The sequence below is a fragment of the Polaribacter sp. MED152 genome, from assembly GCF_000152945.2.
Lineage (GTDB): Bacteria > Bacteroidota > Bacteroidia > Flavobacteriales > Flavobacteriaceae > Polaribacter.
In genome coordinates this window covers 2,204,662-2,230,427 of record NC_020830.1, presented here as the reverse complement: position 1 = coordinate 2,230,427, position 25,766 = coordinate 2,204,662, and the positions used below count along the sequence as shown (strand labels likewise).

Annotated in this window: 17 protein-coding genes and 2 pseudogenes; 10 read left to right on the top strand and 9 right to left on the bottom strand. The window is 30.2% G+C overall.

Features of this window, described 5'->3' with window-relative positions; translation table 11 throughout:
- Positions 1-19: 19 nt before the first annotated feature.
- The 6 genes and pseudogenes from tilS to MED152_RS09850 all read left to right on the top strand — a co-directional run bounded on the left by tilS (position 20) and on the right by MED152_RS09850 (position 9,133).
- On the top strand, positions 20-1,330 hold the full coding sequence (tilS, locus tag MED152_RS09875; protein WP_015481735.1) for a tRNA lysidine(34) synthetase TilS: 1,311 nt from the start codon (positions 20-22) through the stop codon (positions 1,328-1,330).
- A complete protein-coding gene (locus MED152_RS09870; protein ID WP_015481734.1) occupies positions 1,330-3,300 on the top strand; it encodes a protein-disulfide reductase DsbD in 1,971 nt (656 codons plus the stop codon). The genes tilS and MED152_RS09870 overlap by 1 nt, the downstream gene beginning before the upstream one ends.
- 2 nt (positions 3,301-3,302) lie before the next feature.
- Complete coding sequence (locus MED152_RS09865; protein ID WP_041383581.1) at positions 3,303-3,710, top strand: hypothetical protein; 408 nt, start codon at positions 3,303-3,305, stop codon at positions 3,708-3,710.
- Between the two features lie 148 nt (positions 3,711-3,858).
- A complete protein-coding gene (locus MED152_RS09860) occupies positions 3,859-6,438 on the top strand; it encodes a phosphoenolpyruvate carboxylase (protein WP_015481732.1) in 2,580 nt (859 codons plus the stop codon).
- Positions 6,439-6,527: 89 nt separating this feature from the next.
- Positions 6,528-7,364: pseudogene (locus MED152_RS09855) on the top strand (YifB family Mg chelatase-like AAA ATPase); the annotation flags it as partial.
- A gap of 50 nt (positions 7,365-7,414) precedes the next feature.
- Positions 7,415-9,133, top strand: coding sequence for a recombinase family protein (locus tag MED152_RS09850; RefSeq protein ID WP_015481730.1), 1,719 nt, complete (start codon positions 7,415-7,417; stop codon positions 9,131-9,133).
- 358 nt (positions 9,134-9,491) lie between these two features.
- Here MED152_RS09850 and MED152_RS09845 read toward each other — a convergent pair whose 3' ends face one another.
- From MED152_RS09845 to MED152_RS13745, 4 genes are all read right to left on the bottom strand, one after another.
- A complete protein-coding gene (locus MED152_RS09845) occupies positions 9,492-10,877 on the bottom strand; it encodes a hypothetical protein (protein ID WP_015481728.1) in 1,386 nt (461 codons plus the stop codon).
- 178 nt (positions 10,878-11,055) lie between these two features.
- Positions 11,056-11,211: a hypothetical protein gene (locus MED152_RS13750; RefSeq protein ID WP_015481727.1), complete on the bottom strand. Its 156-nt coding sequence runs from the start codon at positions 11,209-11,211 to the stop codon at positions 11,056-11,058.
- Between the two features lie 350 nt (positions 11,212-11,561).
- Positions 11,562-12,044, bottom strand: coding sequence for a hypothetical protein (locus MED152_RS09835; RefSeq protein WP_015481725.1), 483 nt, complete (start codon positions 12,042-12,044; stop codon positions 11,562-11,564).
- Positions 12,045-12,142: 98 nt separating this feature from the next.
- Entirely contained in the window at positions 12,143-12,295 is a 153-nt protein-coding gene (locus tag MED152_RS13745) for a hypothetical protein (RefSeq protein ID WP_187288757.1), read from the bottom strand.
- A 787-nt stretch (positions 12,296-13,082) separates the two neighbouring features.
- On the opposite strand from MED152_RS13745, the gene MED152_RS09830 reads away from it, so the two are divergent.
- From MED152_RS09830 to MED152_RS09815, 4 genes and pseudogenes are all read left to right on the top strand, one after another.
- Positions 13,083-13,637 (top strand): tyrosine-type recombinase/integrase, encoded by a 555-nt coding sequence (locus MED152_RS09830; RefSeq protein WP_015481722.1) that lies wholly within the window; start codon positions 13,083-13,085, stop codon positions 13,635-13,637.
- A gap of 336 nt (positions 13,638-13,973) precedes the next feature.
- A complete protein-coding gene (locus tag MED152_RS09825; RefSeq protein WP_015481721.1) occupies positions 13,974-14,255 on the top strand; it encodes a hypothetical protein in 282 nt (93 codons plus the stop codon).
- 27 nt (positions 14,256-14,282) lie between these two features.
- Positions 14,283-14,987, top strand: a pseudogene (locus MED152_RS09820) (YifB family Mg chelatase-like AAA ATPase); the annotation flags it as partial.
- Positions 14,988-15,071: 84 nt separating this feature from the next.
- Positions 15,072-17,465, top strand: coding sequence for a polysaccharide lyase 6 family protein (locus MED152_RS09815; protein WP_015481719.1), 2,394 nt, complete (start codon positions 15,072-15,074; stop codon positions 17,463-17,465).
- A gap of 388 nt (positions 17,466-17,853) precedes the next feature.
- Here the strand turns inward: MED152_RS09815 and MED152_RS09810 are convergent, their stop codons facing one another.
- From MED152_RS09810 to MED152_RS09790, 5 genes are all read right to left on the bottom strand, one after another.
- Positions 17,854-19,176 (bottom strand): RagB/SusD family nutrient uptake outer membrane protein, encoded by a 1,323-nt coding sequence (locus MED152_RS09810; RefSeq protein ID WP_015481718.1) that lies wholly within the window; start codon positions 19,174-19,176, stop codon positions 17,854-17,856.
- Positions 19,177-19,187: 11 nt separating this feature from the next.
- A complete protein-coding gene (locus MED152_RS09805) occupies positions 19,188-22,355 on the bottom strand; it encodes a TonB-dependent receptor (protein WP_041383979.1) in 3,168 nt (1,055 codons plus the stop codon).
- 470 nt (positions 22,356-22,825) lie between these two features.
- Positions 22,826-23,590 (bottom strand): SDR family NAD(P)-dependent oxidoreductase, encoded by a 765-nt coding sequence (locus MED152_RS09800; protein ID WP_015481716.1) that lies wholly within the window; start codon positions 23,588-23,590, stop codon positions 22,826-22,828.
- A 39-nt stretch (positions 23,591-23,629) separates the two neighbouring features.
- Positions 23,630-24,931: an MFS transporter gene (locus MED152_RS09795; RefSeq protein WP_015481715.1), complete on the bottom strand. Its 1,302-nt coding sequence runs from the start codon at positions 24,929-24,931 to the stop codon at positions 23,630-23,632.
- A gap of 14 nt (positions 24,932-24,945) precedes the next feature.
- Entirely contained in the window at positions 24,946-25,647 is a 702-nt protein-coding gene (locus tag MED152_RS09790; protein WP_015481714.1) for a FadR/GntR family transcriptional regulator, read from the bottom strand.
- Positions 25,648-25,766 lie beyond the last annotated feature (119 nt).

Genomic DNA, 25,766 nt, shown 5'->3' with positions numbered 1-25,766 from the left:
CATTACTTTTGAGGCAGAAATGCTTCAAAAATTTAAAAATCATATCAACAAAAATTTTCCTTTTTTAAAGGATAAAAAACTATTGATAGCTATTTCTGGAGGATTAGATTCTGTTGTTTTAACACATTTATTTCATCAATTAAATATTGCAGAAATAGCATTAGCACATTGTAATTTTAAATTACGAAATAAAGCCAGTGATTTAGATGAAGAATTTGTTAATAAATTATCTCAAATAACGTCTAATCAGATTTTTATAAAATCATTTCAAACTGAAAAAATTTCAGAAAATCAAAAAAAATCTATTCAAATAACAGCAAGAGAATTAAGATATAATTGGTTCCAAGAATTGATGGATGAACATCAATTAGATTATATTTTAACAGCACATCATGCAGATGATAATTTAGAAACCTTTCTAATTAACTTAACTAGAGGTTCTGGTTTAGATGGTTTTACTGGCATACCAGCTATTAATGGGAATATTGTAAGAACACTTTTACCTTTTAGTAGATCTGAAATTCTAAACTTTGCAAAAAGTAATAATATTGAGTGGAGAGAAGATGCAAGTAATGCATCTATAAAATATGTACGTAATAAAATTAGACACAAGGTAATTCCTGTTCTCAAAGAAATTAATCCTAGTTTATTAGAATCCTTTTCAAATTCTATACATCATTTAAAAGAAGTTCAAGAAATTGTAAACGATAAAATAGTCGATGTTACTAAACAATCTGTTGTTAAAGAAAAGGAAAGTATAAAAATTGATATTCAGAAAATTAAAGAATTGGCGAATCCTAAAGCCTACTTATATCAGATTTTAAAAGAATATCATTTTACTGAGTGGAATGACGTTTACCATTTGTTAGATTCACAATCAGGTAAAGCTGTATATTCTAAAACCCATCGTTTATTAAAAGATAGATCGTTTTTGATACTTTCTAAATTAGAAAATAATACTAACGAGGTTTATAGAATTACAGAGAACGATGTTCTTATTTCTCAACCTTTAAATTTAAATTTTCAAGAAGTTACAGAAATAAAACCACAAAACAAGCACAGCATTTACGTTGATAAAGATTTGTTAAATTACCCTCTTTATTTAAGAAAAAAACAAAATGGAGACTATATTTATCCTTCTGGAATGCAAGGAAAAAAGAAGTTAAGCAAGTATTTTAAAGATGAGAAATTTTCGCTTTTAGATAAAGAAAATACTTGGTTACTTTGCAATTCAGAAAATGCTATTGTTTGGGTGATTGGCTATAGACAAGATCGTAGATTTATGGCAACAACATCAACCAAAAATTATTTAAAAATCAACAAATTATAATGAAGAAATTCATCACACTTTTTATCTTTTTGACTGTCTTTTTAGCAAAAGCACAAACAGAAAGTGACCCCATAAAAATTGAAGCTTCTATCAATAAAATTTCAGAAACTGAATATGATGTAATTTTTAATGCCAAGCTATTTAAGGGCTGGTATTTGTACTCACAATACAATCCTGAAGATGCATCTTTGCCTTTAGAAGTTTCTATTCCTGAAGGTGCAACTGGTTATAAATTAATAGGAAATCCGAAAGAAGAAGATACCTTTAAAAAATATTCTGATGTTTGGGAAGTAGAAGAAATCGTTTTTAAAGATAAAGCAAGAATCACCCAACGAATTCAGCTAACAAACAAAGATATAACTCAAATTAAAATTAACTTTTTTGGTCAAGTTTGTGAAACAGCTTGTATTAATATCGATGAAAATTTTACAATTTCTTTATCTGGAGCAGTACTAGCAGAAACCATTGTTTTAGATGAAAAAAGTAAATTACTGACTCAAAATTTAAAATTAGATTTAAAAAACAAAGCGCTTCTAAGAAGTAATTCAGATGTTGATACAACCTCTTCAAATGGTTTGTTTAGCATTTTCTTTCTAGGGTTTGTAGGTGGCCTTTTGGCCTTATTAACACCTTGCGTCTTCCCTATGATTCCTTTAACAGTTTCATTTTTCACAAAACAGACTAATAATAAAAGAAAAGGAATTTTTAGAGCCGTTCTTTACGGATTCTTTATCGTGTTTATCTATATTTTATTGAGTTTACCTTTTCATTTTCTAGACAATTTAGACCCAGAAATTTTAAATACTATTTCTACAAATGTTTGGCTAAACATTTTCTTTTTTGCTGTTTTGGTGTTTTTTGCGTTTTCATTTTTTGGCTTTTATGAAATAACTTTACCAAGTTCTTGGGGTAATAAAATGGATTCTGCATCTTCTGTAGGTGGTATTTTAGGAATCTTTTTTATGGCCTTAACCTTAGCCATTGTATCCTTTTCATGCACAGGACCAATTTTGGGGTCATTATTAGCAGGTTCTTTAACTGCAGATGGTGGTGCAACACAGCTAACTGCAGGTATGACCGGTTTTGGTTTAGCCCTAGCCTTACCCTTTGCCCTATTTGCCTTATTTCCTAATTGGTTAAATGCACTGCCAAAATCTGGTGGTTGGATGAATACAACAAAAGTTGTACTTGGCTTTTTAGAGCTAGCTTTGGCATTTAAATTTTTATCGAATGCAGATTTAGTTGCACATTGGGATCTTTTAAAACGTGAAGTTTTTATAGCTATTTGGATAATTATATTCATTGGTTTAGCCTTGTATTTATTCGCTAAAATTAAATTCCCTCACGATTCTCCAATTAAAAAACTTTCTTTTTCTAGAGTCTCTTTTGGTGTTTTAGTGATTGCTTTTATCGTTTATTTAGCTCCAGGAGTTTTGAAAAATCCAACTTGGAATTTGAGTTTATTAAGCGGTTTTCCTCCTCCTCAATTTTATAGCATTTACGAACAAGAGAACAATTGTCCTTTAGGCTTAGATTGTTATAAAGATTTTGATGAAGGCTTAGCTAAGGCAAAAGCTGTTAATAAACCAATTTTACTAGATTTTACAGGTTGGGCTTGTGTAAATTGTAGAAAAATGGAAGAAAATGTTTGGAGTGAATTAGACATTTTTAGACTCCTAAAAAACGATTATATTTTAATTTCTCTGTATGTAGATGACAATGAGAAAGAACTACCAGAAAACCAACAATTTAATTTCTTAAAAGAAAATGGTAAATTAAAACAGATTAAAACTGTAGGTGATAAATGGTCTACTTTTCAGGTAATTAATTTTAAAAATGCATCTCAACCTTATTACGTATTATTAAGTCCAGATTTAGAAGTCTTAAATACTGCACAACAATATACAGATAGAGATACTTATTATGCATGGTTAAAAGATGGCTTGATAAACTTTAATAGCAAAGAATAATTATGATGTATAAAGCAAAAACAAAGCTTCAAAAGAAACTATTGCCACTATTTGTATTGGTCTACTTTTTTACGCTCTCATTTTTTGCTCAACAAAAAGCAAATCAGCCAAAAAGTATTTACACCTACTCTTCAATTGCTCTTACAAACAGTAGTTTTGCGTTAAATAATAAACTAAAATTAAAAGGTTTTGATTTTGTGTATGTGAATTTGTTAGACTTAGATTTAAATCAATTTTCGATTGATTTTGCTAACTTTAGTAAAACTCCATCTCCTCTTATTTACGATGACTATAATGCCTATAGAGATGAGAACCTTTTAAAAGGATTTAGATTAGAGAATGATCCTACTCGTTGGAACTTGCAATGCCCAAGTCCGCTTTCTGTACAACCCACAATTTCTAAAAACTAAATATTTAACACTTTTCTTCAGTTTTTGTTTATTTGAAAATTTATGGTCTAAATTTCTACATTATTCGTAATGAAAATAGGAATTATTGCCAAATACCTAGCATCTTTATTTTTGGTTTTTTGTAATTTCACAAAGTAAATTATAGCTTATGTCTACCTTACCAAAACTTACCAAATTCAATGACAATGTCTTGTCTAAGTATCAAATTTATAATAGTATTTTTATTACGCTACCTTTTGATACGATAAACAACACTGGTGTATTGCTACCTCTATTTCATAAAGTATGTGAAAAAGGTTTTAAAAACGGAAAAAATCCTACAGAACTTGTAGAAAAATTCTTTAAAAAATATCAAGATACACCATCAGAAAAAGACAAGAAAGATTTACTCTTTCAATTCATTCAATACATAGAACGTCAAGTAGTTTTATTCGATGCGATAGAAGATGCTGCTTTTCCTGTGGTAAATAATATGGATGGTTTTGGAACACTTAGAAACTCTAAAGAATCTGCTACATTAAGTGGTAAAGATGAAGCTTTAAAAAAGTATTTAGAAGATTTTAAAGTACGTGTAGTTTTAACTGCTCATCCTACTCAATTTTACCCAGGTTCAGTTTTGGGTATCATTACAGATTTAGATAAAGCCATACAAAATGATGATTTACTTTTAATAAAAAAGCTATTAGCTCAATTAGGTAAAACACCATTTTATAAAAAATCTAAACCAACACCTTTTGATGAAGCTGTAAGCTTAATTTGGTATTTAGAAAACGTATTTTATCATTCAGTAAGTAAAATTCACAACTATATTCAAGAGCATGTTTACGATGGGCAACCTACAGAAAATGAAATTATAGATTTAGGGTTTTGGCCTGGAGGAGATAGAGATGGTAACCCATTTGTAACTACTCAAATTACTTTAGATGTTGCAGAAAGATTGCGTCAATCAATCTTAAGAAACTATTACAGAGATGTAAGACGTTTAAAAAGACGTTTTACTTTTGATGGTGTACAAGAAATACTATCTAGAGTAGAAAAGCGCTTATACAAACATGTTGTTAGAAGTTATGCTAAAGTAAATTTCTCTAAAGAAATACTTTTAGAAGAGCTAGAAAACGCTAGAGAAATTGTCATTAAAAATCATGATTCGTTATTTATAGATGAACTTAATGATGTAATTAATAAAGTAAGAATTTTTGGTTTTCACTTTGCAACATTAGACATTAGGCAAGATAGTAGAGTGCATCATAAAGCGTTTACTCAAATTGTTGATGATTTATTGGCAAGTGGAGATACTACTTTCCCAAAAAATTATCAAAGATTATCACCAGAAGAACAAGTAGAAGTTTTAGCCTTGGTAAAAGGCAATATTGATCCTTCTATCTTTTCAGATGAAATGTCTGTAAAAACTATAGAATCTATTTATGCCTTAAAGACCATACAACAAAGAAATGGTGAAAGTGGTGCAAATAGATATATTATTAGTAACAACCAAACTGCATTAAACGTAATGCAAACCTTTGCGATGCTAAACTTATGTGGTTTTGAGAATGAATTACCTGTAGATGTAATTCCGCTTTTTGAAACTGTAGACGATTTAGAAAACGCAAGCGATGTTATGAGAACGCTTTATTCTAATAAAGCCTACAGATATCACTTATCTAAAAGAAAAGACAAACAAACTATTATGTTAGGCTTCTCTGATGGAACTAAAGATGGTGGTTATTTAATGGCAAATTGGGGAATTTTCAAAGCAAAAGAAGCACTAACAAAAGTATCTAGAGAGTTTGATATAGAGGTTATTTTCTTTGATGGTAGAGGTGGACCACCAGCAAGAGGTGGAGGAAAAACGCATCAATTCTATGCATCTTTAGGCCCTACTATAGAGGATAAAGAAATACAATTAACTATTCAAGGTCAAACCATTAGTTCTAACTTTGGTACTTTAGATTCTTCACAATTTAATTTAGAACAATTAATAAGTTCTGGTATTAAAAATGAGGTTTTTACTAAAGACCAAATTAACGATACCAATAGAGAAATTATTAATGACTTGGCTAATACAAGTTATAAAACGTATGTAGATTTCAAAAATCATCCACAATTTTTATCGTATTTAGAAAAAATGAGTACCTTAAAATATTACGCGAAAACAAATATTGGTAGTAGGCCAAGTAAAAGATCTAACTCAGATACTTTAGATTTTTCTGCTTTAAGAGCTATACCTTTTGTAGGTAGTTGGAGTCAATTAAAACAAAATGTTCCAGGATTTTTTGGTGTAGGAACTGCACTAAAAAAATATGAAGATGCAGATCGATTTGACGAAATTGTAGCTTTCTATAATGCTTCAGATTTCTTTAAAACTTTACTAGAAAATAGTATGATGAGTTTAACCAAATCTTTCTTTGGTTTAACAGCATATATGGCTGATGATCCTGTTTATGGGGAATTCTGGAAATTAATTTATGAGGAGTATAAAACAACAAAAAGATTGTTACTAAAACTTACAGGTCATAAAGAATTAATGGAGAATTATCCTGAAGGTAAAGCTTCTATAGCAATGAGAGAGAGCATTGTTTTACCATTATTAACCATACAGCAATTTGCGTTAAAGAAAATTCAAGATTTACAACAATCTGAAGGTAATGAAGCAGAGATTGAAGTCTATGAAAAAATGGTAATGCGTTCTTTATTTGGTAATATTAACGCTAGTAGAAATTCAGCATAGAAACTAATTAATCTAAAAAAAAATGCAATCAAATAAATTGATTGCATTTTTTTTGCGCACTAAATTTCTTTACATTTAAAGAAAAAAGAATGCTAGTTAAAGTTTTTGGCTCTGCCGTTTTTGGTATAGAGGCTACTACAATTACTGTAGAAGTAAATATAGATAAAGGTATAGGTTACCATTTAGTGGGCTTACCAGATAAAGCTGTAAGTGAGAGTTCCTATAGGATTTCTGCAGCTTTAGATAACAACAATTTTAAACTTCCTGGAAAAAAAATAATCATAAACATGGCTCCTGCAGATATCAGAAAAGAAGGTGCTGCATATGATTTAACCTTAGCTACAGGTATTTTGGCAGCTTCCAATCAAATAAAATCCGATGGAATAAAAGATTATATTATTATGGGAGAACTTTCTTTAGATGGGAGTTTACAACCTATAAAAGGAGCATTACCAATTGCCATAAAAGCTAGAGAAGAGGGTTTTAAATATTTTATACTTCCCAAAGAAAATGCTAAAGAAGCAGCTATTGTAAATGATATAGAAATATTAGGAGTTGATAATATTTTAGAAGTGATACAGCACTTTAATGGTGAATCAAAGATTGAGCCCACTATAATTGATACAAGAGCAGAATTTTATAAAAACATAGATTTCCCAGAATTTGATTTTTCTGATGTGAAAGGGCAAGAATCTATAAAGCGATGTATGGAAATAGCTGCAGCAGGTGGCCATAACATCATACTTATTGGTCCACCAGGTTCAGGTAAAACCATGTTAGCTAAGAGATTACCAAGTATTTTACCTCCTATGACTTTACATGAAGCTCTAGAAACTACTAAAATTCATTCTGTAGTAGGTAAAACCAAAGAAAATGGTTTAATGGTTCAACGTCCTTTTAGAAGTCCTCACCATACAATTTCTGATTTTGTGTAGTATGATGTGGAGGTTTAGTATATTTGCTAAAAATATCGAATATGTTAGCAATTTATACGAGATTAAGTAGAGAAGATAAAGACTCTACATCTATAGAAAATCAGATTAGAGAAGGCAGGGCTTTTGCTAAAGATAAGGGTTTTACTGATTTAAAGGTTTATAATGAAGGCGAGGGTGTTAGTGGTGGAGCTAAAATTGAAGACCGTCCTAAGTTAGATAGTTTAATTAAGGATATTGTTAATGGTTTAATAAAAGTAGTGTGGTTTAGAAATCAGAATAGATTAGAGAGAGATGCTGAAACTTATATACTATTTATGAGATATGCCGAATCAAATGAAGTTGATGTTTATTTTGATGATAAGAAAGTCGATTATGATAGTCCTATAGATAATTTTATGGGTATTATGTTTTCATCAATTAATCAATATTCAAGAAAACTACAATCTGCACAAACTAAAAAGACATTAAAAGACCATATTACAGAGGGCAGAGTATGGAGTGTTGTTGCATATGGTTACAGGTCTGATAATGGATATTTAGCTATTGATGAAAAAGAAGCTGAAATTATTAAAGAAATTTACAGACTTTCTTTAAGTGGTAAAGGATATAATCACATAGCAAATCATTTAAATGATAAAAAAATACCAACACGAAAAAATAAATTGTGGAGAGCTAGAACTGTGCAAAGTATTATTAAAAATACCCTTTATAAAGGTGTAAGGGTTTATAGTGGTAAAAATTATGATGCACCTATAATTATTGAGCCAAATTATTGGAAAAAAGTAAATGATAATTTAGAAAACAATAAAAATAATAGTGGTAAAAAAGTAGAGCATAAATATTTATTAAAAGGTCTTATAAGGTGTGCCAAGTGTGGTAAAAATTACTATGGTCGTAGAAGGGTTAATTTAAGTGATAATTTCTATAGCTGTGTAGGTAAAAGATACAAGGAAATTAGATGTAAAAATAGAGGCATCAATATAGACGTTTTAGAGAACTTTATTTGGGGTAGATTCTTTGCAGACCAACGTATTTTAGAGATAACCAAAGACTTTCTAAAGAATGATGAAATAGAGAGCAAACTAGACGTTTTAAGAGAGAATAAAGAGCAATTAAAAAAGAAGATTGATAAGTTAGAAAAGGAGCAAAAGAAGGCAGTGGATTTGCTTATAAAAGATATTATTTCTGAAGAAGAGTTTACTAATTCTAAACAAAGAATTAAAAATGAAATTGAAGATTTAAAAATTAAATTGGATAACCTAATAGAGCAAATAAGTTTCTTTGAAGAATCTGAACTTACAAAAGAAAATGTAAAGGATGATTTAACCAATTTAAAAAACGCAAGTTTTAATAATAAAAGTGAATTGATTAAAAAGTATATCAAATCAATTACCATAGATTATAAAGCACCACATTACGTTATTCGAATAGAGTTTAAAATAAATGATTATTACATAAACGAAGATAATTTTAAGACTGACTTTAGTGGTTCATCTGAAGAAATTATAAATCCAGTAAATTCTATAACTGAAAAAAACTTAATAGAGAATTATATCATAGATAGGAGTTATAATATTGCTATAGATTTTTGTTACAATCACTTACATCCAATCTCTAAAAAAGTAAGGAATCTTAGCGAAAAAGAATTACAGATTTATGCTGATAGAGTAGAAAACGAATTTAATGTTTTGCATAAACCAATAATAGACCTAGAAAATAACTCTATCGAGTTTCCAAAATCCGAAAAAAACCCGAAATAATAATAAATAATAGTAAATAATAGAGAAATAATAAATAATAGTATATGTATACCCCATCTCAAGTTTACCCAGTGATAGCAAGGGATTCAAAGAATTAAAAATATATTAAATAAAAAAGCCTTGCTAGTGTAGGAAATGCAAGGCTTATTAAATTGTTTCTAAACCAAAAGAAACTATGCTTATAACTATTACAATATAATGATATCTAGTTAAATAGTAGCGACTAATTTATTAACATTATTATAAATATTTCCTGTCTTATCTCTATAGGATACTATCTTTTTAGTGTTCTTATCTATTAGATAGGTGTTTCCTGTTTTAGCATCTACTATAGATTTTAGATTGTATTTTTTCATATCTATTTTATTAGGTCTTTTACTATGTTTCTATCTAATTGAGCATCTGATAGTATTGTTTGTATACTATCTATAATTAACGCCTTAATATACTCCTTATCTGTCTCTTTACACGTTATAGAATCGTGAATAGGGAATGCAAACATACCCATAGGCAATTTACTAAAAAATTGCTTTACAAATATATTACTCTCTATATTTTGTACAATTTGAGCGAATAATTTATGACCAGCATTTTCTTTGATATTACTTAATTTATTTAGCTCGTTTTTAGCCTTTTTAAGCCATTTAAAAAACATTGGATACATATACTTTAAAACTTGCTCTTCTTTACTTAAATCCTCACTACAATAAGCATAAAATGATTTTAATGCATAAGGTTTAATCTCTTTTCTGTCATTAGTTGGTATATCATTTTGAAAGCCTAATTTATTTTTTGTTTTGATAAACTTTAAGTAAAAATCACCTGTTATAATATCTGTAAGCATATCAAATGTTAAATTAGAAAAATGACTACCATTATATAAAGTATTATTGATTTTATTTCTATTGGCTTCAATTAACTTATTTGAATATGCAGAAGAGGTCATTCGGTTTGAACTTACGTCTTTAGAAGACAAATAAAACATAATAGATAAAATAAAAGGTTGACTATTTTTTAAGTCTAATTCTATTAGTTTATCATTTGATTTGGTGGTTAATAGTTTTCTAAATTCTTTAGGAATATGAGTATACGTATTATAAATCCTACTTGTCTTTTTACATTTCATTATGTAAAATTGACTTTCTAAATACTCTTTAGTTGTTGTAAAGCTATTAAATTGTACTAATTGTTTAAACCAGTCTTCATAGTGCAATCTACGTTCATCTCTATCAGTTCCAATAATAGAATCTAAATAAGCATCCATATCTTTAGGTGCATTAAAATAAGTATCTGTTACACTATAAAATATCTTAGCAATATCTTTATCTTTTAGTAATGATTTTAAAGTATCTTTTCTGTAGGAATTGAATTTTCTAATTGTTGTATGGTGCAAGACTCCACCTTTTATAATATCCATTTTTAAGGCTTCATTGGTTAGCCTATATTTTTTAGAATGCTCATTAACTTTATAACTATTATTAGTTTCAATTAGATTAGCATCTAAAAGGATACTTAATACTTTTTGATAATTTTTACCTAATTGGTTTAACAGTATATCGTTATGAAGAGGTATTGAATTTGTCTTTTGTGATTGGTATTTGTATTGATTCCCTTGTAAGATTGCATTAACCACAAAATTGCATTTATCGATAAGTCTACGCTTATAGCTTTCTTGCCTAATTCCTTTATAATAGGCTGAATTTTGCACTATTTTATTTACACCATTTAAAGTGGTTAAATACATAATTTATTGGTTTAGAAGAGTTCCTACGCTCTTATTAAGTTCAAATTTCTATGATTCTTTTATTTTGGTTTCACAAAAAACAACTGATTTTTGTTAGGTTTATATTTGTTTGTTGTTTAAAGAGGAGTACGAAGTAAGATTTTCAATACTCCCCAATCAAACAAACCAAGTCAAACAGTTAACCATTAATTCGATTGTACTGCTTTATAAAGTTGTTAAAGAGTATATTTAATTTTCTCTTCAAATTCTCTAATTCTCCAACAGTTACTCTTCTATTATTCTCTACTCTCTGAAAGTCAGAAGCACTAATAAAATATTTGCTATTATTATTCATTTTAATTAATTTTTATTCGTTTGTATCTTATTTTTCTAAATCTTGTTTAGGTGTATAGATAGTGCCAAAACCGATTTCATTATCACTTGCATCATTGCCAAAGTGTGATTGTTCTTTTTCCTTTTTGCTTATGCTCATAGCTATAAATTATCATTGGTTTGATTAACCTGTTTAGGTCGTCTTGAAGCATTATGCTTGCCAGTTATCTTAGTTCCTTCTGTAATGTTGTTTTTCAAGCTTTTACCAAACTTTCTAGTTAGATATGATATGAGCTTATATACAGATATACCCTTAAATTTAGTATAGCTAGTAGAATCGATTGTTCTTATTGTAACATCTAATTTCATAGCTTAAATATTTAGATTGTGAAAGGGATTATAACCTAAACGAGCGTTATTATAGCTTACAATAGCTCTATATTTCAAATCCAATTCGTTAAACTCTTTGAATATACGTTGTAACGTCTCTCTAGCTTGAAGCTCATTGTCATCATAGTATGTTTTAAACTCCTCTTCTAACTTTTTAAGGTAACTACCTTTAAATTCGTTTTTAGAGGTTAACATCTCACTTTCAATATTTCTACATTTCTTCTGTAAATCTTGTATTTTACTATATTCATTTTGAAGATTAAAAGCAGCAAAGCTCATTTCAGCGTTTAAGAACTTTGTCTTAAGATTTAGCATTGCTTCTAATTGGCTTACTGAAGTTGCATTTGGTTCTATCTTTTGAACTATCTGCATTAACTCTTTATAAGCTTTTAGTTCTTTGTTTAATTCTCCAAGTTTTACCTGAAATGGATGCTCTGCGAAATATTTGATTTTTTTATTATTCATTTTGATTTGTATTTGATTATTTAAAAATTAGATATGCAAGTAGAATTACTGTTATTGTTACTACAATAAAATATGATACTGTTAAATACTTTTCACTCTTATTCATAATTTGGTATGTATGGTAATTCTTTACGTGCATCTCTTAATCTTACAGCTTCACTTTTATAAGTTTCATAAGCTCTATTAAGTCTTTTGTTTCCTTCTGGAGTTGAACGAATCCAGTCTTTTAAAGTTGAAATTCTATTCTTCATATTATGCATGCGAAGAGAGATATTCGTTGATAGCAGTTCTTACGATTGTAGATTTTTTTAATCCATAATCATCTGCAAGGTTTTGCAGTTGTATATTCTTTGCTTTAGTTATTCTAGTGTACAGTATATCCGACTTAGGATTAACATCTAACCTCTTAATTTTTTTAGCATTCATTTATTATTCATTTTAATTAGTAAACATATACGTTTAGATTTCTCTATAACTATATAATGCAATAACAAATTACTGTTCTTTTTTTAGTGCTAATATGATGCTGTAGAAATAGCTACATCTTTAGTTAGAAAAGGATATAAATATTTTTATAACGTGTTGAAAATGAGTATAAGTATCTGTAAATTAGGGAAATAGCTTATTTTTTACACTAAATCAATGCTAAATTATTTTAATATGATTCTTTTGCTATGAACAGTCTTTTATTATGATTCTATTATGGTACTACAATATTATTTGGATTGCTTATTTTTGATTTGCTATGAAAAAATATATAGAGGACTTTTTTGAATTACTTTTTCCAGAATCTGAAGAGGAGTTTAGTAGTAAACTTATTATTCTACTGATAGTAATATTTGTTATAATAATGCTGGCAATTCTGTTGTAATATTAATAATGTTCACTAATTACAAAAGTGAACATTTTATATCTAAACAACTGAAAAACAATAGTTTAAAGTATCACAAGAAATAAAGTATAAAAAATAATGTTCAAAAATGAGTTATATTGCATATTATTGAATATATTTGCAATGTAATTAATAAGAATAAAATTATGAGCATTAAGCATAGTATTACAACTGCAAATCACATTGAATTTTATAAAGCATTATCAAAAGGTAAAGAATTACTTAATAGTCAAAAAGATAGAAACTTTGGTTTTTATATTATTGTTGCAATCCATACTGGTTTAAGAATTTCAGATATATTAAGATTAACTAAGAATGATTTTATAAATGGATATGCACAGTTTAGAGAGAAAAAAACCAATAAGCCTAAAAAAGTAAGATTAGACCATAAGGAAATTAGTAATGCTTTCAATAAACTTAATCCAACAAGAAATGAAATATTTATCTCTCAAAAAGGTTCTGTATATTCATCACAACAAATTAATAGAAAGTTAAAACAAGTCTTTAAGTCTAAGGATAAAAACATAAGCTCTCATTCATTAAGAAAATCATTTGGTAGAAGAGTTTATGAAAGTCAAGGAGAAAGCGAGAAAGCTCTTATATGGTTATCTGAAATGTACAATCATTCATCTGTTGGAATAACAAGAAGATATTTAGATATTACACAAGAAGAAATTGAAGATATTTACTTGGCAATCTAATAAGACAAACTACATATAAAATATAATATAAGCCTACTAATTACAGTAGGTTTTTTTATGCTTAAACACTTCATATTAGCCTATTTAAGCTACTCTACAATATTATCTAATATAGACTACCAAAACAGTCTAATAAGGTCTTATATATACCTATATTCAAATATGTTTTTAACTTAACTCAACTTTCCATTTTGGAAAATATACAGTAAGTCGATTTTACGTAAAAAGAATATGTTAGGTAGGGTAGATGGGCTTTTTAATAAATTCAAGCTATAGTCGATTATTGGAAACTTTGTATTTAGTTATATCTTTTGTAATTTTAAAAAAAAAATGAAAATGAAAACAGTTAAATTATTAGCAGTATTATTAGTCGTAACAACATTATTAAGTTGTTCTGAAGAAGATGATAATTGCAGAGAAGAATGTTATGAAATAATATTAGTAGAAAACGGAAGTAGAGATTGTAGTGCCTACCCAAGTTGTAACTACGATTTTAAAGTAACATTTAAAAATACTTGCACGAATCAATTAGTTTTAAAAAGAACAAGATTTATTTCTTTAAGTCAAAGACCAAAACAAGGAGAGTTGGTGTGTAACGATTTTTTTGGGTACAGATAATTAATACCACCACATTATTATAAAACAACAGATGTTGCTCTAGTTGGTGGAGGCCAATATCCACAACCAGGAGAAATATCACTTTCTCATAATGGTGTTTTGTTTTTAGATGAATTGCCTGAATTTAAACGTACAGTTTTAGAAGTAATGCGTCAACCTTTAGAAGATCGAGAAGTTACAATTTCTAGAGCAAGATTCACAGTTACCTACCCTAGTAGTTTTATGTTGGTAGCAAGCATGAATCCTAGTCCATCTGGTTTTTTTAATGATCCAAATTCACCAATGACCTCCTCTCCTCAAGAAATGCAGCGTTATTTAAGTAAAATATCTGGCCCATTATTAGATAGAATCGATATACACATAGAAGTTACACCTGTCCCTTTCGAAAAATTATCCGAAGAAAGAAAAGGAGAGTCTTCAGTTGTAATTAGAAAGAGAGTTACAGCTGCAAGAGAACTGCAATCTATACGTTTCAAAAACTACCAGAACTTGCATTATAATGCTCAAATGAATGTGAAACAAATTCGAGAGTTTTGTAAATTATCTGAAGAAAGTTTACTATTAATTAAAACAGCTATGGAAAAATTGAACCTTTCTGCTAGAGCTTATGACCGAATTTTAAAAGTGGCTAGAACTATAGCAGATTTGGCCAATTCAGAAAACATTACTCCAGACCATATTGCTGAAGCTATACAATATAGAAGCTTGGATAGAGATGGTTGGCTAGGGTAAACTAATAAATAAGCTAAAAATCTTTATTTAAAAATAAATTCTTTCCTGTATATTTGGTTTACCAAATTGGTAAACCACTTGATTATGAGAAATTCAATTTTTACTTTAGCCCTTATTTTTCTTACGTCTTTCTGTTATGCACAACAAGAAATTTTAGTTTCAAACACTACAGAATACAAAGAAGCCATTAAAAATGCTACTGCAGGTTCTACAATTATATTAAAAAACGGAGTTTGGACAGATGTTAGTCTTGATGCATATGGTAATGGAACAGAGGCACAACCAATTACAGTAAAAGCAGAAAAAGCTGGTGAAGTTATTTTGGATGGGAACTCTTCTATTAAAATTTATGGTACTTACATCATTGTAGAAGGCTTATGGTTTAAAGATGGTAATCCTACAAAAAAATCTATAGTGCAGTTTCGTAAAAACTCTAAAGAATTTGCAAATAATTGCAGATTTACACACAACACAATTTCTTATTATAACCCAGAAGATACTAGCATAAATTCTCATTGGGTAGATATTTGGGGTAAAAATAACAGAGTAGACCATAACAATTTTACTGGAAAAACAAATGATGGTACTACTTTAGTTGTTTGGCTTAAAGGCGAAGAACATGTTGAAAATAATCATCAAATAGATCATAATTTTTTCGGTAAAAGACCAGATTTAGGCAAAAATGGTGGAGAAACTATTAGAATTGGTACAAGTGCAAATTCTATGAAATCTTCTAAAACACTCGTAGAAAACAACACTTTTCAAAATTGTGATGGTGAAATAGAAATTATTTCAAATAAATCTGCAGACAATATCTTTAGAAACAACCTATTTATTGAAAGTCAGGGTACATTAACCTTAAGACATGGAAATAATGCTCTTGTAGAAAACAATGTTTTTATTGGTAATAATGTTAAAAGAACAGGTGGAATTAGAATTATAAACGAAGGCCATATTGTAAGAAACAATTTATTAATTGGTTTAAGAGGCGATGGTTTTAGAGGACCAATTGTTATTATGAATGGTGTTCCTAACTCACCTCTAAATAGATACAACCAAGTTAAGAATGTAAACGTACAAAATAATACTATCATCAATTGTGGGCCTATAGCATTTGGTGCTGGTAAAGACGATGAAAGAACGCTACCTCCTATCAATTCTATTTTTGCAAATAATTTAGTAACCAATACAGATGGTAGTGAAGTTTTAGATATTTCTGATAACATTAGTGGTATCAAATTCTTTAAAAATATATTAGATTCAAGTGCATCTGCAGATGCTAATGTATTTCAAAAACTAACTGTAGATTGGAAATTACTACAATCTATACCCATGCCAACTGCTAATAATCCTTCTTTGATTTCTAGTTATAAGGATAGCTCAAGTCCAGAAAAAGATATTGTTGGTTACCCAAGAAAAGAGCTTGTAGTAGGTGCTTTTAATTTAGGAAATAAAAGGTTTCCGAAAGCTTTATTAATAAGGACTGGGCCATATTGGAAACCTATAATTGAAGAGCCAGAGGTTGTAATAAAAGAAAAAGAAATAAAAGTAGCTCCAGGCTCAGATACTTTTGCAAAAGCGCTTAAAAAAGCAACTGCAAAGACAACAATGGTTTTATCAGATGGAATTTATTACATCAATAAAACTCAAAAAATTAAAGGTGATGTTACTGTTAGAGGAACTGCCAAAACAATTATTAAAGCAAATGATGATTTGCCAAAACCCTTAAATTATTTCTTTAGAGTTCAAGAAAATGCCACATTAAGATTAGAAAATTTAGTTATTGATGGTGATAATGACACAAAAGTTAAATACGCTGTAGTTTCGCCAGATAAAGAACTAGGTGAAACCTACAATTTATTTGTAGACAATTGTACTTTTCAAAATTTTACAAATACCAATGGTGGTAGTATTTACAAAGCATACATAGGCACGTTAGCAGATACAATAAGTATAAAGAACTCAATATTTAAAGATAGTTACAGAGGCTTAAATTTATCTTACGAAAAGAACAATTTTGCCAAATACAATGCCAATACTATTTTAATACATAATACTGTTTTTGATAATATTGAGGAATTTGCCATCAACTATGTAAAAACAGGACCTTTAGTGAATGATAGCCCAGCTAAATTAGTAGTTACAAACTCTGTATTTAGTAATGTTAATAATAGCGAAAAAGGGAATATTATTCGATTAAAATCGATACCTACTGTGATTATTAAAAACTCGGTTTTTGAGAATAGTTACAAAATTAAAACAGCCGTAAGTTTATATGGTAAGGATAATAGAATTGAAAACAGTCTTATTAATTTATGTGGAAAAGTAAAGGTAAATAGTGGAGCAAAAAGCGCAAATCTTATTTACAGAAGTCCAAAATGGGATGATAAGAATCTATTTATACCAAGTAAAAAATCGCCTTTATTAAAAACGAATAATGATATAGATGATATTGGTTTAATTCAGCCTAAAAGTTAAACAAAGGCTCTTTCTAATCAACTTAACATTGCATTACCTATAGTATATAAAAAACACCTTCTAGAGGTGTTTTTTTTCTTTCTAGTATATGCTCTTAGTTATTAACTAATCAAAGTTAAATAGATTGCTCTAATATTGATTTGGCTGAGGAAAAGATGCCTAGCTATTCTAAAGCTCCCAACTTTTTAATTAATACCTAAGAACACGAATTATAGCCCTTATAAAAGGATTTATATAAGGCTCAACCTTAAACCCTCTTAATCTCTGCTATACTTACAATAATTAACTTTATAACTAACAAATAGACTGCTTTGCCATTATTGCAAAAAAAACTGGCTTCATTTTCATGAAGCCAGCTTATTACATTTATAAAACTTAATAACAAAGACTAGTAACCAGCATTTTGTGTTATAACACCACCAGTTGCTAATATTTCAGAAATTGGTATTGGAAACAAGTAGTAGTTACTATTTACAGTAGTACCCATTTCTGCGTCTACAGTGTTTGTTCTTACTAAATCATCCCATCTATGACCTTCAAAGGCTAACTCTAATCTTCTCTCGTTTAAAATAGCTGTTCTTAACTCAGCTTGCGTAGAAGCTGTAGTGTTCGCTAAACCTGCTCTATTTCTAATTTTATTAAGTTGAGTTGCAGCTCCTGTTGGATCTCCATTCTCGTTTAATGCCTCTGCATATAATAAAATTACATCTCCTAATCTGATTTCAATCCAATCATGTTCTCCTCCATTTCCACCATCTTTTGGAAACTTAATAGCAGTTGTTCCTGCTGCATCTAAAGTAACAGCTCTTCTTAAATCTGTTGCACCAGTTGCATCACTTGCATCAAAGGCAGCTACTAAATCTGAATCTACTGGAAAATCTGCTTTAGAATCATCTCCTACAAACCAGTTCCAAAAATCAGAACCAAAACCATACTCATCTACAATAGAACTAGAAATTTGTGTAGCATAAATAATTTCAGAATTTCCTTCATTTTCAAATCCGAAAATATCACTAAAGTTTGCTTCTAAAGCAATACCTGCTCCTGAAGCTCCATTTACAACTGCTCCTAAATTAGTAGCAGCACTTGCATAGTTACCCATTGCTGCATATACTTTACCTAATAATGCTTGTGCAGCATATCTAGAAGCTCTTCCGTTTGTAATTGTAGTTGATAAACCAGAGATTGCATCATTTAAATCTGGAACTACTACATTACTATACACATCCATAGCAGGTACTCTTGCTAAAATAGATGTATCTGTTAAACTTGGAGATGCTTCTAAATTTACGGTTACTGCTCCAAAAGACTTTACTAATTTGTAGTAAGATAATGCTCTTAAAAACTTAGCTTCTGCTATTTCTGTAGCATCTTCTGAATTCTCAATTACGTTGTTCGCACTTAAAATTGACTTATACATTGCTGTATAAAGTGGGCCAAAGAACTGATCTTCCATGGTTGTTAAGTTTGCTGTAAAAGCGTCAAACTCTGTGTATGGTGCTTCGTCCATAACTGCGTTATCAGATCTAAACTCGCCCATTACTGCTAATGGTGTTACACTTCCTAATTGGTAGTAGTATGCTGCATTTAATACTCCTGAAAAGTCAGTTAAAGAATCTGCACTTGCTAAATTTGGTGGTGCTTGATCTAAATCTGAGTCACATGCTGTTGCAATAAACAGCGCAGCTAGTAATATATATATTTTTCTCATCTTTTTATTTTTTAAAATTTAACATTTAAACCAATTGTAAAACTTCTAACAACTGGGCTAGCACCTACTTGAGCACCATAAACTGTTGGGTCTGTAGTATTCACACCTTCTGGGTTATAAGAAGTATAATCGCTTGCCATAATGTAAAGTAAGTTAGTTGCTGCTCCATATAATCTAATAGAGTTTAAACCAATTCTACTTGCAACGTCATCTAAAGTATAACCAATAGTTAAGTTTCTTAATGCAACGTAAGAAGCATCTTGAATCATAGCATCTGTTTGGTTTCTGTTTCTTTCATAATATTCTCCATTATGATCAGCAATACCATCTCCATTTGCATCTAAACGTGCATAGTCTAATCTACCTCCCCATTGAGAACCGTAGTAAAGTGGATCTATATTATACACTTCTGCTCCATGAGAACCTTGTAATTGGAAAGACATATCGAATTTCTTGTATCTAAAGTTCTGAGACATACCCCAGTAGAAATCTGGTGTGTTCTGACCGATTTTTACTAAATCTCCACCATCTTCTACAGTTCTTGTTCTGTCAATAATACCATCTCCATTTTGATCTACCACATAAGATTCACCAGATTGATTGTTTGGGTGTCTTGTACCATCAGCTAAGTATTCCATTTCTACTTCTCCAATAGTTTCTAATCCCCACATTTCACCAATTCCACCACCAACGTAGTTTCTAAATACTGGTCCTCTACCACTTTGACCAAAAATTTGTTGTGGTAATTCATCTAAACCTCCTAAGTCTGTAATTTCTGTATCTACTGTAGATAAGTTTGCACTTGCACTCCAAGAAAAGTCTTCTTGACTAACTATGCTACCAGAAAATTCAAATTCAAAACCTGAACTTCTTACATCTCCAACGTTAAGAATAGATGTTGGGTTACCTAACACTTCTGATTGTGCTTGGTTAATTAAGATATCTTCAATATCAGATGTATAGTAATCTAAACCAACTGTAAAACGGTTGTTTAAGAAACCTAAATCTACACCAAAGTTTGTTTCTGTATTTGTTTGCCATGTTAAATCTGGGTTAGCAGAGTTAGATGGAATTAAATATCCTGTTCCAAAAATAGTTGCTGAAGGATCTAATAAACTTAAAGAATCATAAGAACCTAAGAAAGATGTTGTACCTAAAGAACCTGTACTAAATCTTAATTTTAATCTACTTAATGTTTCACTATCTTGTAAAAAAGATTCGTTATGTAAATTCCAACCTACAGATACTGCAGGGAATGTTTCATATCTATTGTTAGCTCCAAATCTAGAGTCACCATCTCTTCTTAAAGAAGCAGTTAATAAGAAACGATCATCATAAGAGTAGTTTACTCTACCAAATACACTTTCTCTAACTCTTGTTTCATCTCTTTCTGTAACAGTAATATCTGCAGGATCGAATAAGTTGTAGTTTAATACAGCTTCATCAGGAACGTTAGCTCCATCTAATCTTGTACCAATAAATCTAGTATTTTGGAATTCCATACCAACTACTGCAGAAATATCGTGTTTACCAATTGTTCTTGCAAAGTTTAATGTAGTTTCACTTAATACTGTAGAAACTTTTAAATCTGCTTGATCCATAAATGTTTGAGAATCTCTTGCTCTTGAATCGTAACCTAATAATCTATGTGCATAGGTTTGAGTATCTCTCATATCTCCACCTAATACGGTTTTGATATTTAATCCTTCTAAAATATTGTACTGTAAATACGTATTTACATTTCCAAAAAACGTTTTTTGCCAGCTATCTACATTGTCTAACTTAGCTGCAGGACCTGCATCTCCAGAACCACCAATACCATTGTTAGCTCTACCATAATGCCAATCTTGAGCAGCCATTCCTGGCTCTAAATCATAAATAGAACTTGCTTCGTAAGTAGAACCTCTATAACCATTATCAAAAGCAGCTAAACCTAAAGCTTGTGCTTGTTGATCTAATTGTTGAACGAATGCAATTGATTCTGCTGTATGATAAATTGAATGAACACCATAAGCTCTTAATAAATCTCTCATATCATGTCCTAAAATGTCTCTTTTAGAAGTAAATCCATTGAAAGCAATTCCTGCTTTAAACTTATCGCCTAAAGTTGCATCAACATTTAAACGAGCATTTAGTCTTTCAAAACCTTGTGTTTGTACAACACCTTCTGCGTTTTGGTATCCCACAGAAGCATAGTACTTAGTACCTTCATTACCACCACTCATACTAAAATCATGAGCTGTAGTAGAACCCGTTTGAAATAACCAGTCTTCTGGACTAATTGCTCCAGGTGAATTTTCGTAAGCACTTAATCTGTACTCTAAAAATGCAGGGTCTACTAAGTTAACTGTACTTGTCCAGTTACCAGCTGCAATTTGAGCTCTAGAATGTGCAGCCCACTCAGGACCAGACATTAAAATATTTTCTCTGTATTTGTTAGAAATACTTGTGTATGCATTATAGTTAAAAGTAGTTTTACCAGAAGAACCCTTTTTAGTTGTTACTAAAACAACACCATTCGCACCTCTAGAACCGTAAATAGCTGCAGAAGCTGCATCTTTTAAGATTTCTAAGCTTTGAATATCATTTGGGTTTACTGTTTCTAAACCACCTGAGATAGGATAACCATCTACAACAATTAATGGGTTTGAAGCCCCAGAAATTGAAGATGCTGCTCTAATTTGAATTTTTGGTGCAGCACCTGGAGAACCATCTTGATTCTGAATTAAAACCCCTGCTAATTTACCTGCTAAAGCGTCGTCCACACGAACTGCTTGAACAGCTGCAACTTCACCACCACCAATTTTGGCAACAGCTCCAGTTATTTGAGATCTTTTTCTACTACCATAACCTACAACTACTACTTCATCTAAAGCACTTGAATCTTCTGCTAAGGTTACATTTAAAGTTTGTTGATTGGTAATTGTAAAAGTTTTAGTAGCATAACCTAAATAAGAAAATGCCAACACATCTCCTTGTTTAACCTTAATAGTATAGTTACCATCAAAATCAGTTTCAGTTCCTACTGTGCTACCTTGAACAACAATAGAAACTCCTGGTAAAATCTCATTACCTACTTCTGTAGTTACTTTACCTTTAAGAGTGTAAGCTTCTTGAGCATAATTGCAAAAGCTTACCAACATTACAAACAGTAATGCCAATTTCAGTTTTAGTTTCATAATAATGTTAATGTTTAATATATAATTCATCACTTGTGTGACCCTGGTAATACGTGTTAATTTAGATTTGAATTAAAAAGGGCAGATAAAGGTCTACCCTTCTAATCTTAATTAATTCAAATTCAATCTTAAATAAAATGTTACAATTTACTTAACAATCTGGAAAACCAACTTGGTCAACCAAATTGGTAAACCAAATTGGTTTTCCAAATATATGCATTTTTTAGACTCACACAATTTTAATGTTAATTTTTTATTAATTATTCAATTTAATTCAACGAAATAGGCGATTTAAATACTTTTGTTAACAATAATTCAACATTTTGGTAATATCATTAAAAATATGACATTCTTATAAAAGGCTGATTAGGTGTTATTTACTTTATCATAAGCCAAAACCATATACGTAAAGCACAAAAAAAACGCACTGAATACTCAGTGCGCTTATTGAAATTAAAAATTTATTGGTCTTAGATACCTAATGCTTGACCACCACCAACTTGAATAGTTTCTGCAGTGATAAAAGCAGCATCTTTACTTGCTAAAAATGCAACTACACCAGCAACATCTTCTGGCTGACCTAATCTACCTAACATAATGTTATTTGCCCAAGATTTAAATACCTCTGGCTTAGTAGACTTAATTTGTTTATGAAAATCTGTATCAATTGTTCCTGGAGATACAGCATTTACTCTAATTTGATACTCAGCTAAATCTTTTGCTAAAGCTCTTGTAATAGCATGTACAGCTGCCTTAGAAGTACCATAGATACCAGCACCTGGGCCACCTGCATTCCAACCTGCATTAGATGTATAGTTAATAATTGATGGATTATCGCTCTTCTTTAAGAAAGGAATGGCTGCTCTTGAAGCAAAAAATGTAGAATCTAGATTTAATGCCATTACAAATCTATAGAAATCTGTAGTCATCTCTTCAAAACGAGATCTACCTCCTAAACCACCTGCATTGTTAACTAATACATCGATTTTACCGTATTTTTCACCAATTTTAGTAATGTTAGAAGTTACTGCATTTTCATCAGTTACATCAAACCCATAATAATCAGCCTCAATACCATCAGCTTTAAGTTCTTTTAATCTTTCAGCACCAGCATCATCATCTATCCCATTTAAAATAACTGTATACCCTTCGTTTCCTAATCTTTTTGCAACTGCAAAACCTATACCACCTGTGGCTCCAGTTACTATTGCTAATTGTCCTTGCGCTTTACTCATTTTTCTAATATTTATATAATTTTATGAACTGATTTTAATTTATTTTGATTCTTTGATTGGTTCAATTTTAGGACATAATACCCAAACTGCTAATAATGCCACTATTGCTAAAGCTCCTCCTATTAAAAAAGCTGAAGTATAATTACCTCCTGTAGTTAACATAGGTACTAATATTGTAAGTCCAAAGGCTCCTAATTTCGCTGCTGTTCCAGCAAATCCAGATAATGTTCCTACTACTTTTCCACTAAACATATCACTTGGTAAAGTTTGAACGTTACCAATTGCTATTTGGAAACCAAATAAAAGTACTGCCATAATAATAACTGCATTTATAGCAGATCCAGGAGCTTTCAATAAAAAGAAACAAGGAATCATAACTAAACAACCTAATGTAATTACCATTTTTCGTGTTTTGTCTACAGACCATCCTTTACTTAATCTATTCTGAGCCAAAAGACCTCCAAACCAAGCACCAAGCATAGCACCAACATAAGGTACCCATGCAGAAAATGCAATTTCTTTTACATCTAAACCAAATACTTCGTTAAGGTAGATAGGAATCCACACAATGAATAACCACCAAATAGGATCTATTGCAGCTGAAGCTATAATTACGCCCCAACTTTCTTTATGTTTTAATAATTTTCCTGTACTAGGATTATAACCTTCTTCAAAATTACCATCTTTATCAGCATCTTCATTTCTTTGACCAGATAGAATGTATTTTTTTTCGTCTTCTGATAACCAAGGATGTTTGTCTGGTGATGATTTAACGATAAACAACCAAGGTACTAACCATAAAAGACCAACCAAACCAACACAAACAAATATAGCTTGCCATGATAAATAAACAGAAAGTAAACCTATTATTGGATAAGCTACGATACCACCTATAGCTGCTCCAGAATTAAATATTCCTTGAGCAAAAGCTCTTTCTTTCGTAGGAAACCATTCTGCATTGGCCTTTGCAGCACCTGGCCAGTTACCAGCTTCTGCTATTCCTAAAATAGATCTAAAAATCGAAAAACTTATCATTCCTTTAGCAAATGCATGAACCATTGTTGCTAGAGACCAAATTCCTATTGATAGTGCAAATCCTATTCTAGTACCAATCCAATCAAAGATTTTTCCAAAGATTGTTTGACCTGCAGCATAAGACAAGATAAAAACAGCAGAAATAGTACCATAGATAAGCTTCGTTTCATCTGAAGTCATATCAGGAAATAATTCTTTAGCAATGTCTGGCCATAAAGCTCCAAAAGCCTGTCTATCTATGTAGTTTATAACTGCAGCCAAAGCTACTAGCCCTACAACCCACCAACGTAATCCTTTTATCTTCATTCTATTTGTTTATTTTAACTGCTATAACAGTATTGATAAAGCTCTCTAAAGTGCTCTTTCATTTTTTGTTTTGCTAATTGAGGTTCTTGATTCTTAATGGCATCAAAAATTGCTTGATGATCATCAATACCTCTTTTGGTTAAGCCAGCATCACAAACATGATATTTTTGAAAATTTGTAATGATTTCTGGAATTATAATTAACATAAATGTATTCATTGTGCTGTTTCCACTTGCTTTTGCGATAGCTAAATGAAATAATAAATCTTCTTGTACAGCATCTTGACCATTTATTGCTTTTTCTTTATAAGCATATAATGCCTCCTCAATATTTTCTAAATCTTCTTCTGTTCTTCTAGTAGCTGCTAACCTTACTGTTTTTAATTCTAATAAAATTCTTGTTTCTACTAATGATTTGAAATCAGGATCTTCTAAACGTAGAATATCTTCTATCATACCATTCATAGCTATTACCCCAATATTTGCAACGAAAGTTCCACTTTGTGGAATAGATTTTAACAACCCATAAAACTCAAGCTTTTCTATAGCCTCTCTAATATTACTTCTAGAAACTCCAAATTTTTCTGAAAGCATTCTTTCAGATGGTAATTTGTCTCCAGGTTCTAAATTCTTAAAGTTTATTAAATCACGAATTTGTGAAATAATACTCTTCTGAATCTTAGATTGGTCTAATTTTGCGAGTGTTTCTAACTTCATTTCCTAAATTTTTTAAGGTTAATAGCTTATTAAATGATATTTAATTGTAGTTTAATTTAAGAGCACAAACGTACTGAAAACTACCATTATATGGTACCATTTTATTAAAATGTATGAAA